The sequence below is a fragment of the Methylacidiphilum caldifontis genome (genome assembly GCF_017310505.1).
Classification (GTDB): domain Bacteria; phylum Verrucomicrobiota; class Verrucomicrobiia; order Methylacidiphilales; family Methylacidiphilaceae; genus Methylacidiphilum; species Methylacidiphilum caldifontis.
Genome location: NZ_CP065957.1, coordinates 419,482 through 435,486, shown reverse-complemented (window position 1 = coordinate 435,486; position 16,005 = coordinate 419,482). Strand labels below are relative to the sequence as shown.

8 protein-coding genes are annotated in these 16,005 nt (G+C 40.0%); 1 reads left to right on the top strand and 7 read right to left on the bottom strand.

Translation table 11 applies throughout. From position 1 onward, the window contains the following. Positions 1-60: 60 nt before the first annotated feature. Complete coding sequence (locus IT6_RS02095) at positions 61-1,638, bottom strand: MFS transporter (RefSeq protein WP_206827249.1); 1,578 nt, start codon at positions 1,636-1,638, stop codon at positions 61-63. A 296-nt stretch (positions 1,639-1,934) separates the two neighbouring features. On the opposite strand from IT6_RS02095, the gene IT6_RS02090 reads away from it, so the two are divergent. Further along, complete coding sequence (locus IT6_RS02090) at positions 1,935-3,482, top strand: MFS transporter (protein WP_206827246.1); 1,548 nt, start codon at positions 1,935-1,937, stop codon at positions 3,480-3,482. Positions 3,483-3,499: 17 nt separating this feature from the next. Here the strand turns inward: IT6_RS02090 and IT6_RS02085 are convergent, their stop codons facing one another. The 6 genes from IT6_RS02085 to IT6_RS02060 all read right to left on the bottom strand — a co-directional run bounded on the left by IT6_RS02085 (position 3,500) and on the right by IT6_RS02060 (position 15,854). After that, positions 3,500-5,869 (bottom strand): phosphoketolase family protein, encoded by a 2,370-nt coding sequence (locus IT6_RS02085; RefSeq protein WP_134440526.1) that lies wholly within the window; start codon positions 5,867-5,869, stop codon positions 3,500-3,502. A 130-nt stretch (positions 5,870-5,999) separates the two neighbouring features. Continuing rightward, entirely contained in the window at positions 6,000-8,558 is a 2,559-nt protein-coding gene (locus tag IT6_RS02080) for a DNA topoisomerase 3 (RefSeq protein ID WP_134440525.1), read from the bottom strand. 354 nt (positions 8,559-8,912) lie between these two features. Next, a complete protein-coding gene (locus IT6_RS10585) occupies positions 8,913-9,086 on the bottom strand; it encodes a hypothetical protein (protein WP_390881582.1) in 174 nt (57 codons plus the stop codon). Between the two features lie 306 nt (positions 9,087-9,392). Further along, positions 9,393-10,469: a 3-dehydroquinate synthase gene (aroB, locus tag IT6_RS02070; RefSeq protein WP_206827244.1), complete on the bottom strand. Its 1,077-nt coding sequence runs from the start codon at positions 10,467-10,469 to the stop codon at positions 9,393-9,395. A gap of 4 nt (positions 10,470-10,473) precedes the next feature. Further along, positions 10,474-13,947 (bottom strand): DNA polymerase III subunit alpha, encoded by a 3,474-nt coding sequence (dnaE, locus tag IT6_RS02065; RefSeq protein WP_134440523.1) that lies wholly within the window; start codon positions 13,945-13,947, stop codon positions 10,474-10,476. Further along, complete coding sequence (locus IT6_RS02060) at positions 13,944-15,854, bottom strand: ATP-dependent helicase (RefSeq protein WP_206827242.1); 1,911 nt, start codon at positions 15,852-15,854, stop codon at positions 13,944-13,946. Before IT6_RS02060 ends, dnaE begins: the two co-directional genes overlap by 4 nt. Positions 15,855-16,005: the final 151 nt, after the last annotated feature.

The window sequence follows — 16,005 nt, the reverse complement described above, 5'->3', positions numbered from 1 at the left end:
TCTTATTAGAACTCTTTCAATGTGAGTGGAAATCATTTTCAATAGTCATGATAGAAAATGTTAAGAAAAATATCTTTCAGCCTTTTTTAGCGAGGGCAACCAAACAAGAAGTGCTAAGAAGAAATAAATCCAACTGCAAAGTCGATAAGTATCATTTAAGGCAAGGATAACCGAGTGATTAGCGGCTTGTTCGACCAATTTGGAATGTATTTGCAGATCATTGAGACCCAACTGATGCAAGGAAGAGATAAATTGCATGCTTTCGGGGTTTTGCCCAGAAAATGTTTCAACAAGTCTTGTTTGTTGAAAATCCCTCCGGTGTTCCATAACCATGGTTCCTAGCAGACCACCGCCCCAAGTAAGGAAATAGGTCCGCAAAAGGATAACTGAATTGATAGCGGATTCCTGATTTTTTTTTGATAACCCATGAATACCGATCGCATTGAGTGGAGCTACGAGTCCCACATAAGCTCCATTGAGCACCTGCGTCAGAAGAATGTATTGGTTAAAAAATTGATCGAAAAAGGCTCTTTTTCTGAAAAAGTCATAATATCCTGTCCAGTAGCAGAAAATGCCAAGCAGAGTTAAAAGAATAGAAGCAATGAGCCGAGGATCAATTCGTTGAGATAAAAAAACAGAGGAAGGATAGAGAAAGGGCAGAAAAAAAAGAAGGGGAGCCATGGCTAATCCAGCTTGAAACGAAGAGAAATTGGTAGCGTTTTTGAGCAGCTGCAAATTGAAAACCAGGGTTGAAAAAAGTCCGTAAACTATCGCAAAGGTAACAGGGGCGATTATGGCAGAAATGATAAAAGTGGGTTTTAAAAAAAGCTTGATATTAATGAAAGGTTTTTTTTCACCTATTTCCCAAACTATGAAATAGACAAGGGAGACCGAACCAAAAATAAAAAGAAGATCGATGAAAGTTGAGTTGTACCAGTCTTCATCTTGACCTCGAGTAACGATTGTTTGGAAACAGAGAGCAGCAAAAAGGATAAGAATAAAGCCCACCCAATCAAAGTAAACCTCTTTGGTTTCATGCTCTGGGTGTTGATCCGAGAGAAAAAGAATAATCCAACTTGCGATAAGCCCACAGATGACATGTAAAGAAAAACTGGTCAGGAAATAGGCTCTCCAGCCGAAATATTCGTTGATGAATCCTCCTAACACAGGGCCAAATCCAAAAACAGAAACTTGGAGAAAACCAAAATAAGCGGTGATGAAAGGCCAGCGATTGATTGGATAATAATCTAGAAGATTAAGCTGGCAGAGAGTCATGGTGCTTCCCCCAGCGATGCCCAAAAGCAACCGAAAAAAGAGAGATAAGTAGTAATCAGAACTAACGGCAACAAGAAAATCAAAAAGGGCAAAAAAACTGATTGCAAAAAAAAGAGCCCTCACTCTTCCTAAAAATCGATCGAACCAGGGACCAAGAAATAGCCCAAATGCTTGGCCTGCAAAATAAATGGTGGAAATCCAGGAAGCATGGCTGGGGCTTACGCCCAAATCTCCTGAAGGATAAAGATTAAAAGTAGCATAAGCAGGTGGGCTATATGTTCCTAAGAGAAATTCGATGCTTAAAATCCCTTGTAAAAGAATAAGAAGAGATTGTCTAAGTTTCTTTTTTGGTTCTAGAGGCATTTCTTTAAAGAATCTTCTAAATACTAAATCTTTTTTTTAAACTATTAATTTTATTTCTGAATTTAAAGATTTTTCTAGATGAATTTTTTAATTTTTCTCTGGAGTATTATTAAATTAATCAATATATTATTATGCTTTCTTATTATTTATTTTTTTAATATCTTAAAAATTATATTTATTTAATATTCAAAAAAATTATTTATTCTGATTCATGTAAGAAAAACAAATAAGATAGGTTAATAAAATATATTATGTAGTCATATTTAAAATTCTAAAATAAATGATAAATATATTTTATGAAGATTTCTTCTCCGTTATTTCCTGTAAGCTCTTTATTACAAAAAGTTTTCTTTTTTGCTATTCATCTTCTGTTAGCGATGGAATTTCTGTTAGCCACTTACAGCTCCTCAAGCTATGCGGTTCTAAACAGGCATGCTGTGGGTGAGTTGGCTCAAAGTCCTAGTCATGCCTCATGGACTTCAACCATTTTTTTTGTTGGCCGAGGGTTGGGCATGTTTATAAGTCCATGGCTTTCTCAATCTCTTGGTAAAGTGCGTTCCCTTTACAGCGCAATCGTTATTCTTATTTTAAGCAACTTGGTCATGGCTATAGGGGAAGATTTTTATCTCTTTCTTTTAATCAGATTCTTCCTAGGTTTGGCCGTCGGGGCTGTAATGATGCTTTGTCAATACGTCCTGATGGATTTCTATCCCATAAATAAATGGCCCTTTGTTACCAGCTTGTTTGGCTTTCTTCTTATGACTACTTTTGGGTTTGGACCATCCTTTGGAGCTTTAATACAAGAAAGTCATTGGAACTGGAGAGAGTATTTTACTCTAAATGTCCTTTTGCATTCCCTGGGGTTGGCTTTTCTCTGGGCTCTCTTAGGCAAAAAAGAAGAGGAAAAAAGAAAAATTCCTTTCGATGGGGTGGGTTTTTTGTTGATCACTCTCTGTTTTATTTCGTTTCAAACCCTTGCATCCAGAGGTCAAGATGAGGATTGGTATAACTCTTTGTTCATTAACGTGTTGTTTTTTATTGGTGTGGCTTCTTTAATCTATTTTTTTGTTTGGGAACTGGGTGAAAAGAAACCTTTTTTTGATGTGCGTCTTCTTTTAATGTCTAATTTTTTAATCGCCAATTTAATAGGGCCTCTTTCTTTTGGTGCCCTTTATGGAGCTTTTTCCATTCTGATTGGAGCTCTTCAAGAAATCGGCTACAGCTCTTTTCTGTCTTCTTTGCCTCTGATTCCGATGCTAGTGTGCCTGCCTATTCTTTATCCTTTATCCGTTTACTTATCCAATCGTTCCGATCCCAGGCCTATAGCAAGCTTTTGTTTTGCCTTGCTCGCCCTTTTTTGTTACATGACTAGTACTTACGATTTTTTTAATCGAAGATCTTATTTCGTTCAATCCGTTTTGGTTTCACAACTCTTTTTGGGAGGGATGGTGGGGATTTTGCCTCCTCTTAACCGCATGGTCATTGAAGGACTTTCTCCCCGTCATCAACAAATAGCAATTAACTGGAGTATTCTGTTAAGAACCTTTTCTTTTACCGTAGGAGCTGGGCTTCTGGGAACCCTTCTTGAACATCGCACGGCTTTCCAGCAAAGTCGGTTAGTAGAAACCCGTAGTTTGTTTGATCCCTCAGTTATGGAATTCCTTCAGAGACTTAGAGAGCTAGGCTTAGATTCTTTACAGGCTTTGAAAGAATACGCTTATTTGGTAAGCCAAAGAAGTTATATTTTAGCTGTTGATGATACGTTTCGGTTCTGCGCTATTCTTTATTTTTTTGTTAGCTTCTTTGTATGGGCATCCAAAATTAAAAAATTAAAAAAAGAATAGAGCTTATTTATTCTCTATCAGCTGGTAATTGGATTAGACCATGTCCAGTTTTTTATTTCGGGCATGTCGTCAAGATGTGTCCGGACAAACGTTGAATGTTCGACAATCTTTCTTTCAAAGAAACCTATAAGCTCTTCTCCTTTTGTTCGCAGGTGGGGAACAGATTTAAGGGCATATTTTATAGCATCAATAGCCAGATTATATCTGCTGATCTTGTTTAAGACAACCATGTCGAAAGAGGTGGTTGTTGTTCCCTCTTCTTGATAGCCACGAACATGGAATCGAGCAGGATTAGGTCTTCCATGAATGAGGTCATGGATCATTCTTGGATATCCATGAAAGGCAAAAAGCACAGGTTGAGAAGTAGTAAAAAGATTAATAAAATTTTGTTCATCGATGCCATGGGGATGATAGGCTGGAGGAGAAAGGATCATAAGGTCAACAACGTTGACAACCCGTACTTTAAGTTCAGGAAAATACTTTTGTAGAAGCCATGATGCAGCAACTGTTTCCAATGTAGGCACATCGCCAGCACATCCAAGAACAATATCTGGTTTGCCGTTGTCGTTGCTTGCCCATAACCAGGTTGAGGCTCCCCTTGCACAATGAGCTCGGGCTTCATCCATGTCTAACCAATCCAGAGAAGGTTGTTTTTCTGCAATGACCAGATTAATGTAATTCCTACTTCTTAAGCAGTGGTCCATGACTGCAAGTAAAGTATTGGTATCCGCTGGCAGATAAATCCTGATTACGTTGCCTTTTTTATTGATTAAGGTGTCGATAAATCCTGGACCCTGGTGAGTATAGCCATCATATTCCTGTCGCCAAACATGAGAAGATAAAAGATAATTGAGAGAAGCTACAGGTTTTCTCCAAGGTATCTCTCTGTAGAGTTTTAGCCATTTGGCATGTTGGCTAGCCATAGAATCAAGGATCATGGCAAAAGCTTCGTAAGAAACTAGCAACCCATGCCTTCCGCTGAATAAATAACCCTCAAGCCATCCTTGACAGCAGTGTTCACTTAAAATTTCCATTACCCGGCCATCGGGGGAAAGATAGTCGTCATCGGGAAAGATCTTGGAAACAAAACAACGGGATGTCACTTCAAATACAGCAGATAGCCGGTTTGAGTCGGTTTCATCTGGACAAAATATTCGAAAATTTTTTGGATTTCTTCGGATCACATCTCGGATGTATTTCCCTAGAACATGCGTAGGTTCAGAAACGGAAGTTCCCGGTTGTTTGACAGGTACTCTATATTCTGTGAAGTCGGGCAAAGCGAGATCTACAAGCAGGCTCCCTCCATTAGCATAGGGACTTGCTCCCATCCGAAGATGACCTTTAGGAGCAAGAGCTAAAAGATCTTCTCTTAACTTTCCCTTTTCATCAAAAAGCTTTTCAGGACGGTAGCTTTTAAGCCAGGATTCCAAAATTTTTAAATGATCTGGGTTTTCTCGAGCATCCATAAGTGGGCTTCGATGAGAACGGTAAGTCCCTTCTATACGTACTCCATCCACTTCTTTTGGGCCCGTCCACCCATCAGGAGTTCTTAGTACGATCATGGGCCATTTAGGCTTTGCTTTTAGCCCTTTTTCTTTTGCCTCCGCTTGAATTTGTCGGATAGCCAGATAGGATTGGTCTAAAGCTTTAAAAAGATCCGCATGGACTTTTTGAGGGTCATCACCACAAACAAACAAAGGGTCATATCCCAAGCCAGAAAAAAACATCGCGATGTCCTTGTCTTCCATCCTGCCGAAAATCGTTGGACCAGAAAGCTTCCCATCGTTCACATGAAAGATTGGAAGGACAGCTCCATCTCTTAATGGATTGAGGAAGTTGATTGATTGCCAGCTTGCTGCAAGAGGACCCGTTTCGGCTTCTCCATCACTGACCACGGCAGCAACGATAAGCTGGGGATGATCAAAGGCTGCACCAAAAGCATGCAAAAGGGAATAGCCCAGTTCTCCCCCCTCATGAATCGACCCGGGTGTCATCGCGCTCAAGTGACTGGGCACTCCTCCAGGAGAAGAAAATTGCCTGCAAAATAGGGTAAGACCGTCTATATCTTGAGAAACTTCAGGATAAAATTCGGTATAAGTTCCCTCAAGATAGAGGTTGGCAAGGATGGCTGATGAACAATGCCCAGGACCCGTTATGAAAAGGAACTGTGCTTTTGTTTTCTGAATTAGGCGGTTAAGTTGGACATAAATGAGGTTAAGACCAGGAGCAGATCCCCAGTGCCCACGGATTCGAGGTTTAAGATGTTCGGGTTTTAAAGGTACCCGTAAAAGTGGATTTTCTTTTAAATAAAACTGTGCTGCAGCAAGGTAATTGGCAGCATTCCAATATTCCACGTAGAGATCTATGTTTTCTGTATCCGTGTTCATAGGTTTTCCGCTAATTAGTTTTTAAAAATGCCTAAAATCTTGTTTTGAGATACACTGTATATAAGAGGTTAAATTAAATGTTTCTCTCTTTTCCAAATATCATTAAGGGTCAGTCACACTTTCACAGTTCTCATTTTTTTGATTTTCTGCTGGAGCCTGTTTTTTTGCTTCGAGAGTTTTTCTTCACTGGTCTTGCTTTTTCTTTCTTTCCCTTTTTGTCTTCAGAAATGACCCCTTCCTTTTTTGTTTTTCTAACCGGAAACTCGAAGCCAAGCTTTCCATTATCTTTTAAAACAATATAGGCAGAAAAGTTTTTTTTCTTTTTCTTGGATTGAAAATGGGTGAGTAGAGAGGTCTTTTTCTCTTGAAGAAGCTTGATCATCTCCTCTCTTGAAATTTCTTGTCCTAAAATCGTTTTGTTTATTTTAAAACTGCATTTGTTACCATTGTTATCAGCTAAAAAATAATTGGAACAGCCGTAGTATCCTTGAGCCTCAACAACGGGAGCATTATCCAGGGGACAACTACCAAGGGGTTCTTTGGAAATAATTTGCTCATTTTCTTCTTTGGCCCCGTTTTTTTCGAATACAAACCTTAGGGTCCCCTTATCATCTTCAAGTCTCAAAGAAGCATTGAAAGGATCGCCTTTTTTGTTATAGAACCCTCTCAAAGGTCCGATTTCTTTTTGAATGATGAGTGTTCCTAGTTCAGTGGGAAATAGGGGTCTACCCGCAATGTATTTTTTAATATGAAAAGCATTATCTACGGATTTGTATTCGTAGAGGGTTTCTTCAATTGTGCTACCTTGTGGGGAGACAATGGGCAGAGGCTTTTTAAGATTGTTGATCGATCCTAGGGACTTGGCCTTATCCACGATTGAAGCGGTAAGTTGGTAAATCTCCTCCATAAATTTTTCTTGGGGATATTTCTCTTTTTCCATCAATTGAAGTTTATATTCCCACTCTCCCGTCAGTTCCGCTGATCTTAAGGTTTGGATGTTTGCAGCAGAGAGCAGTTCAATCAGGGCAAATGCTTTTGGGGTGGCAATGAGCTCTTTGCCGTTATGTCTTCTCATGTAACCGTCTTCTATGAGTCCCTCTATAATGCCTGCTCTTGTTGCGGGGGTTCCTAGCCCTTTCTTGGCCATCGCCTCTCTGAGTGTTTCATCCTCTACGAGCTTGCCCGCACTTTCCATAGCTGAAAGAAGGGTGGCTTCCGTAAAGTGGGCAGGAGGTTTCGTTTCCTTAGCAATTTTTTCCAGGGCCTTGTTTAAAACTCTTTCTCCCTGTTCGATGGGACAGAGCAAGTCTTCTTCTCTGTTTTCAGAGGATTGAATGTCTCTGTAGACTTTTAACCAGCCAGCTGATCTAAGGGTTTTGCCCTCACTTTTAAAGTTTTCTTTTTCGATTACAGTGATCCTTTTGGTTACATCCCATTGAGCGGGTGGATAAAAAGCTGCCAAAAATCTTCTGACAATTAACTGATAGATCTTTTCTTCGCTTTTATCGATGCCGGAAGGCCTGTTTGTCGTTGGTATGATGGCAAAATGATCGGAAACTTTTTGGTTGTTAAAAATCTTATTACTAGGCTGCACCCAATTATGGGAAAGAATCTCTTGGCTAAAAGAGTCAAAAGAACTATGGGAAAGGCTTTTTAAGACTTCCTTTACTCTAAGGACGTAGTCTTCGGGAAGGTATTTAGAGTCGGTTCTAGGATAGGTGATGAGTTTATGATTTTCATATAAGGATTGAGCAATCTGTAAAGTTCTTTGGGCGCTGAAGCCAAAACGATTGTTTGCTTCCCTTTGAAGGGTTGTTAGATCATAAAGAAGGGGAGGAGATTGCAAAGAAACCTTTTTTTCTTCGGTGACAATACCCTCTTTGTTTAAACATTTTTCAATGATTTTTTGACATTGTTCTTCATCCTCTATCCTTTCAGGATGGTTTGCTTCCCCTTCGGATGAATCTTTCAAGAACCATTTTCCCTTGTATTCTCCCTGCTTAGAGAGAAACGTTCCTATGATTTCCCAGTAAGGTTTAGGTTGAAAGCTAAGAATTTCTTTTTCTCTCTCGACAACGATCGCTAGCGTAGGGGTTTGAACCCTTCCTACCGAAGTAAGCCTAAAACCTTTGGAGTGGGAATGAAGAGCGGTAAGAGCCCTAGTGCCGTTTATTCCAATGAGCCAGTCACTCTCAGATCTCGAAACCGCAGCACGAGCTAAACCCTCTACTTCGCTAAGGGGCCTTAAATTTTTAAAAGCCTCGATAATGGCATCCTTGGTCATCGATTGTAACCATAGCCTTTTGATAGGTTTGTTGACGTTTGCATATCGAATGAGATAGCGAAAAACCAGTTCTCCTTCTCTTCCCGCATCACAAGCGTTAATAATAAGATCTATGTCCTGCCTGTGAAGAAGAGAAAGCAGAAGATTAAGTCTTGCTTTGGATTTTTCTATAGGTTTGAGGGAAAATGAAACAGGCAGTATCGGTAGGTTAGATAAAGACCATTGCTTATGGCGGCTGTCCATCTCTGCAGGAAGACAAAGTTCGACGACATGCCCAACTGCCGAGCTTATAACCATCTGGTCATTTTCATAAATATCTTTTCTTCCCTTGGGAAAACCGCCTAGAGCATCAGCAATATCTTGTGCCACGCTCGGTTTTTCAGCAATCACTAATGTTTTGGCCATGGAGAACTACACTTTTTTTTATGTTAAGTATTGTTATGTACAAAAGCATTTTTAACAAGTTGCTCTCTTGAGTAAATCCTAAGCTAGACTTTGTTTGCCTTTTTGTCTCATCCTATCCCTGTATATAACCCTTGATAGGGGGTTGAGGGATGTTTTTTTTTCGTTTCTAAGCAGATCAGAATAGGAAAAAGCACAGAGGCAGAAAAATCTGTTTTTTTTCTACAGGCTTGTCAAGGAATGTTTCTTTGATACTTAAAGATTTGTAAACAAGAAGTTCTTATTTAGAAAGCTCTTTTCCTTGGGCTCTTTCCATGATAATGACTTCAGAAGAAAGGCCACTTATTATCCTGTTGCTTACAGTAAAAGTAAAATGGCTGGATGTGCTGTGCCCAACCGAAATTTGTATATAATCAAGCTCATTGAAATGATCTTTTCTAAGAGCTCTAAAATTTGTGAAGGATAGCAGTTGTAAATGCCTAATCCCATGGTCGCGAAAGAATTTTCCTCCGACTGCAATGACTCTAAGATAGCTTGAGTCTCGGTACCTAAAGCACAACCTGAAATGACAACGTTTCTGGCATTGGCAATTAGGTAATCTGGTTTGTATTTCCTATGGGCTTAGGTTTCTTATTCATATCAAGACAAGAGCGATCGGCTATCTTTGAGGAAGTTGTCCTTTTATGAAAAATAAAAAAAGAGGGGCATTTTACCAAAAGCTTAGATTATTTTTGTCTTTATTTTTGATCCTATAGCTGATGTCAATATAAACCGAAGGATAGAGTAGCCGCATTCTTGAAATGGCCATAAGAGCAGCAGGCCTGAAAAATATTGGTGTTAATCCAAAATTTCTTTTAGGAGCCAATCGACATCTTCTTTTGTGATTTCTTTGCTTATTATGGGTAAGCCGATGTTTTTGAGAAGAACCCATGCATTGGTTCCCCTGTCTCTTTTTTTGTCTAATTTAAGAGCATCTAGGATATCCCGTTGGGAAAGGCCTTGGGCCTTAAGCGGAAGAGAATAAAGGCGTAGAATTTTCTTCAATCTTTCAATAGCTGTTTCAGGGAAAGAAAGGAGCCGGTTAGAAAGTAAACAAGCCCCATGCATCCCGATGGCAACGGCTTCACCATGGAGCAAATCTTTATATCCGTTGGCCGCCTCCAGGGCGTGGCCAAGGGTATGCCCAAAATTAAGAAGAGCTCTTTTCCCCGTTTTTTCTTTTTCATCAGCCCCTACGATTTCAGCTTTTATCTCCACGCTTCTCTTAATCAAGTAGAGCAAGTCAGCTTTGTCTTTTTTCTCGATTTCTTCCAAAAGAGCTTGGTCGTGAATCATGCCATATTTAATGATTTCGGCCATTCCTGCGCTGATGAGTCGAGCAGAAAGTGTATCCAAAACGGTTGGATCAATCCATACCTCAAGGGGCTGGTGAAAGGAGCCGATGAGATTTTTCCCTTGAGGTAGGTTTATACCGGTTTTGCCTCCAATTGCACTGTCAACCATGGCTAGAAGTGTAGTGGGTACGAGAACAAAAGATATCCCTCTAAGAAAAATGGAAGCCGCAAAGCCGGCAACGTCTCCAAGTACACCCCCACCTAAAGCTATAATAGTACTTTTGCGATCCAGTTCCATTTCCGAAAGGGCTGTAACGATCATTTCAACAGTCTTAAAACTTTTTGAGCCTTCTCCAGAAGCTATAGCCAAAAGCTTGGCTTCGTAACCATAAGCTTTTAAAGAATCAACTATTTTTGTAGCGTAGGCTTTAACAGCTTCATCAAATATGAGGGCTATCCTTTTTTCGAGCCCGAGTTGTTGTGCAAGTAAACCGCTGTCCCTAAGTATTCCCTTTGCTATATGCACGAAATAATTTCTACTTGGAGTTGAAACTCTTAAGGTTATTCTTTGGGCATTCATTGGGCTATTGAATTTTATTTCTAGAAAAGGAGTTATATTGCGGCTTTTTTAACTGCAAGCTAATGGAGTCCAGGGTCAAGACAGAAAGAAGTCTTTTTAAAAAAGTGATGGAAAGATTGACGTAGAATTCTTTTGTCACTTCGATGGTATAAACGGTTCCATCCTTTTTTATACAACGAAACTGAGCGGGAATATTACCAGGGTGTTCCAAAAAAAGCTTATGCAGTTTCTGCCAAGAATCAGCTTCCCACTTTTCTTCTTTTATAGTTAAAAGGAGCGAAGCGGTCAAGGATTGCAAGGCTTGCTCAATCGTATAAATGTGCTCTGCCCGAATCGATACATCGTTATCTCTAGAGCTTAGATGTCCATCTACCACGAATGCTGTGGTTGTCCATTGATCGAGTAGAGAAGGAGGAAGGTCATCCTTGAAAAGGATGACTTCAATCTGACCCGTTTGATCTTCAAGTATCAATTTAAAATAAGGTTTTTTGGATTTCTGGGCTGTTTTTTTCTCTATATGGGTAATCATTCCGGGAAGATAGATCCGACTGCTGTCAGCTTGTTCTTTTAAGGCGCAGATAGGGACATTCTGGAAAAGATTTATCCATGGGATCCATTCGTCCAAAGGCTGACTGCTCAAATAGGTACCTAGAAATTCTTTTTCCCACTGGAGACGAATGTGGAGAGGGTAATCTTCAAAATTCTCGACGGGTTGCTGGTCGGTAGAATAAATAAAACTCTGCTCCTCAAAAAGGTTTTGTTGGCCAGTTGATCTTTCTTTAGAAGATCTGCTTCCTGCCGATAAGATTGAAGGCAATTTCTCTAATAATTCTTTTCGGCTTCTCCCAAGGCTGTCGCAGGCCCCCGATTTAATTAAACTCTCCAGGATTTTCTTGTTTATAATTCTTCCTCCAATACCGAAGCATAAATCGAACAAAGATTGATAGCTTCCCTTTTTTTCCCTTAACTCGACAATTGCTTTTGCTGCAGCTTCTCCGACGTTTTTGATTGCAGAGAGTCCCCACCGGATAGACCCATTTTCGACTGAAAACCGAACATCGCTTTTTGATATGTCGGGAGGTAATACGGCAATACCCATTCTTCTGCATTCGGATACAAGCAACTCTATTTTTTCAGCATCCCCCGATTCATTGGATAAAAGAGTACAAAGGTAAAAAACGGGGTAGTTAGCTTTTAAATAGGCGGTTATATAAGCAAGATAACCATAACAAGCACTGTGAGCTTTATTAAAACCGTAGCCCGCAAACTTTTCTAAGGTTTCAAAAATCTGGATCGCTTTATCTTCTGGAATACCATTTTTTTCCTTGCAACCCTTAATAAATTGGTCTCTTTGCTTTCGCATTTCCTCCGGCTTTTTTTTCCCCATTGCCCTTCTCAGCAGATCAGAATCTCCCAGCGAATAGCCAGCAAGAACGTTTGCGGCTTGCATAACCTGCTCTTGATAGATCATTACCCCATAAGTATCTTTGAGAATAGGTTCTAAAAGTGGGTGGTCATAGGTAATGGGAACTTTGCCTAGTTTTCTGTCAGCATAGGCAGGAATGTTTTCCATTGGTCCTGGTCTATAAAGGGCAACCAGGGCGATGATATCTTCGATATTTCCGGGCTTAAGCTTTTTGGCAAGATCAACCATTCCTGCAGATTCCAGTTGGAACACGCCGATGGTGTGTCCTCGGCCTAAAAGCTCGTAAGTTTTTTTATCATCCAGAGGAAACTGCCTTGGATCTAACTGGATATTCTTTTTTTCTTTTATAAGATCCAAGCATTCAGAAATGACTGTAAGGGTTTTTAGCCCCAAGAAATCCATTTTCAACAGTCCAATTTCAGCGATAGGTTCCATCGACCATTGAGTTACAATTTCACCCTGTTCACCCCGGGTTAGGGGAATGAAGTTAAGAAGTTCACCTTCTGAAATCACCACCCCGGCAGCATGAACTCCAGCTTGTCTTGTTAGCCCTTCGAGTTTTGTTGCGATATTAAGGACTTCCCTGCTTTGGGGATCGTTGGTCCAAAGTTCGTCTAAAAGAGGATTGAGTTCTCTGGATTTTTCTAAAGTCACTTGAGGATCAGCAGGAATCATCTTGGCTATTCGGTCCGCCTCTTGGTAACTCAACCCCAGGACTCGGCCGACATCTCTGACCGCCATCTTTGCTCCAAGAGTACCGAAAGTTATAATTTGAGCTACAGAATATTCTCCATATTTTTTCCTTACATAATCGATGACCTCGGACCGGCGGTTATAACAAAAGTCGATGTCGATATCTGGTGGAGAAACCCTTTGAGGATTTAAAAATCTTTCAAAGACCAAGCCGTACTTGAGTGGATCGATATCGGTTATTTCTAAAACGTAGGCCGTAAGACTGCCTGCAGCGCTGCCTCTTCCCGGACCGACGGGAATACCTTCTTTTTTGGCATAATGGATGAAATCCCAAACGATAAGGAAATAACTTGAAAAACCGGTCTTTTCAATCACGGAAAGTTCATATTCCAGTCTTTCTTTGATTTTTTCATTGATGTTGGGAGCGTATCTTTTTTGAAGTCCTTCGTAACACAGCTTTCTTAAATATTCTTCTTGAGATTTATAGGGGGGAGGTGGGTTGTAAGTAGGATAATGGTTTTTGCCGAGTTCAATGGTGACATCGCAGCTATTCGCAATGTTCAAGGTATTTTCTACTGCCTGGGGATATTCCTTGAACAGTTCAGCCATCTGTTGAGGGGTCTTAAAGAAAAACTCTGAACAAGGATATTTCTTTCTTTTAGTGTCATGAATTTGACTGGCAGTCCCTATGCAAAGTAAAACATCATGAAACTGGGCGTCCTCTTGTTCTATATAATGGACATCGTTGGTCGCCACTAAGGGTAACCCCATGCTTTGGGCAAAATCAGCAAGCACCTCTCTGATTTCTTTTTCTTCTTTTAGACCATGATTTTGAATTTCAAGATAAAAACAGTCCGGTTCAAAGATCTGACTGAGTTCTTCAGCGATCTTCCTTGCGGTTTTCAAGTCTCCTTCAAGTATTTTTTGTGGAATCGCTCCATTCATACACCCACTGGTGCCAATAAGACCCCTCCCATATTCTTTAAGAAGATCAATGTCAATCCTTGGCTTATAGTAAAATCCCTCTAGGTGGGCTAGAGATATAAGTCTCAAAAGATTTTTGTAGCCTTGGTTGTTTTTAGCCAGTAAGGTCATGTGATAAATAGGGGTCCTGTTCCCTTTTCTATCAAAGCGGCTCCCGGGAGTAATGTAAGCTTCACATCCAATGATGGGCTTGATATTTTGACTGACACAGGCCTTGTAGAATTCAATAGTTCCATAGAGATTGCCATGATCGGTCAGAGCAACAGCAGCCATCCCCAGCTCTTTGGCTTTGCCGACAATGTCTTTAATCCTTGCTGATGCATCCAGAAGGCTGTAATCGGAATGGAGGTGAAGATGAACAAAATTGCTGCTCATAAGAACTTTTGTACTTTTGTTTTTACTACAAGCTGTTGGGGAAGTTCTTCAAGAAAACGGGAAGGCAAGCAACTGAGTTGACGGTTGTTAAAAGATCTACGGGCAGGGTAACATAAAAATAGTCTATCTTTTGCTCGTGTAGCGGCAACATAAAATAACCTTCTTTCTTCTTCAAGCAGATGGGGATAATTTAAAGAATAATTTGAAGGAAAAAGTCCTTCACAAAGCATGATTATGAATACGACCTTCCATTCTAACCCCTTTGCCTGATGAATCGTACTGAGCCGCACCCCATTTTTTTCCTCATGGGCTGTATCAACTCCTGTAAGCAAAGAAATTTGAGAAAGAAAATCTTCTGTTGAGTTAAAATCAGCGGCAAAGCTAATCAGTCCTTCGATATCTTCAAGTCTTCTTTGGTAACCCTCATAAAGAACCTTTAAATATTCAGAATAAAACCCATAGAGGATTTTCTCCAGTTGTTTTGAGGGTTTATTAGCAAGCTCTGGAAAAGCAAGTGCCTTATGAATATCTAGCCAATTCATCCACGGTTGTTCTGCTGCCTTCGGTGGGGAGAGTTTTTCAAGGGAAGTAGTAGAGGATAGGTATTGATCCCATAATTTGGATACTGTTTTTGGGCCTATTCCAGCAAACATTTTTACAATTCTCTTAAAAGCGGTTTCATCGTAAGGATTGACGAAAAAGCGCAAGAAAGAACAGATATCCTTGATATGGGCTTGTTCGAAAAAGCGGATGCCACTGGTGATTTCAAAAGGGATTTTTCTATGGGTGAGTTCAAGTTGTATTTCTATAGCATGGAAATGCGCCCTGTAAAGAATGGCTATTTCTTTGGGATCTATTCCCTGGTCCCTGAAATCTTGGATGATTTCAGCAATGGCTTGTGATTGAACTATAGCTGAAGAGCATAAGAGCAGCTCTGGTTTAGCTTTTTGCAAGCTTTGTCTGGCCGCTTTTAATTCCTTGGGAAACTGGAATCGGTTTCCTTCAATAGCTGCGTTAGCTAAAGCTAAAATCTCAGGCGTGCAACGATAGTTTGTTTTTATGTTTATTATAAGACTTGCAGGATACCTCTTGGGAAAACTCAGCATATTTTCGATTTCTGCCCCTCTCCATGAGTATATACTTTGGGCATCGTCACCCACAGCCATCACTCTTTGATGACTCTTTCCGATCAGATCAATAAATTCAGCTTGGATTCGACTCGTATCCTGGTATTCATCAACAAGAATATATTCGAAATAGCATTGGTAAAATTTCAAGATCTTCTCTTTTTCTTGGAAAAGCTTGACGGTATAAAAGAGCAGGTCATCATAATCAAAAATCAAAGATTTTCTTTTCCGTTCAATGTAAAAACTCTGCAGTTTAGATATCTCTTCACAAAAGACAGAAAAGTGAGAAAAGGATTCTTCTATAATTCTCCAAACAGGTTTTGCTTTGTTAATTGATAGTGAAAATACCTCTATCAAGGCTTCAGGAGAGGGGAAAAACTTGCTGCTATTTTTAAGATTGAGTTGATTGATGCAATCGGCAAGCAGATGGATCGAATCTTCACGATCAATAATTGTAAAATTTTGCCCAAAACCGATCTCGTTAGCATGATATCTTAAAATTTTGTTGCAAAGATGATGAAATGTTCCCCCCCAAATTCTTGTCGTATCGGCTTTGACCAGTCGTTCTACGCGGCTGAGCATCTCCTTTGCAGCCTTGTTAGTAAAAGTGGCTAAGATTATCCGCTCGGGTTTTATACCCTTTTCAATCAAGTAAGCTACGCGGTAAGTCAAAGTCCGTGTTTTACCGCTTCCAGCTCCAGCAATAACAAGGATAGGACCCAAGGGGGCTGTGACCGCTTTTTTTTGTTCTTCGTTGAGCTCTATTTCGTAAGGTATCATTGCATATTTCCAATCTTTGTCAGTTTTATAAAATAAAATATTTTAACCGAAGATGCTTGGACAAAATCTCTTCGAAGTTTTTTCTAAAATCTGAATTTTTTCAGAATAATACCCGTTTTTACTCAAAAACCTTAACAAATTAACAGGAAAG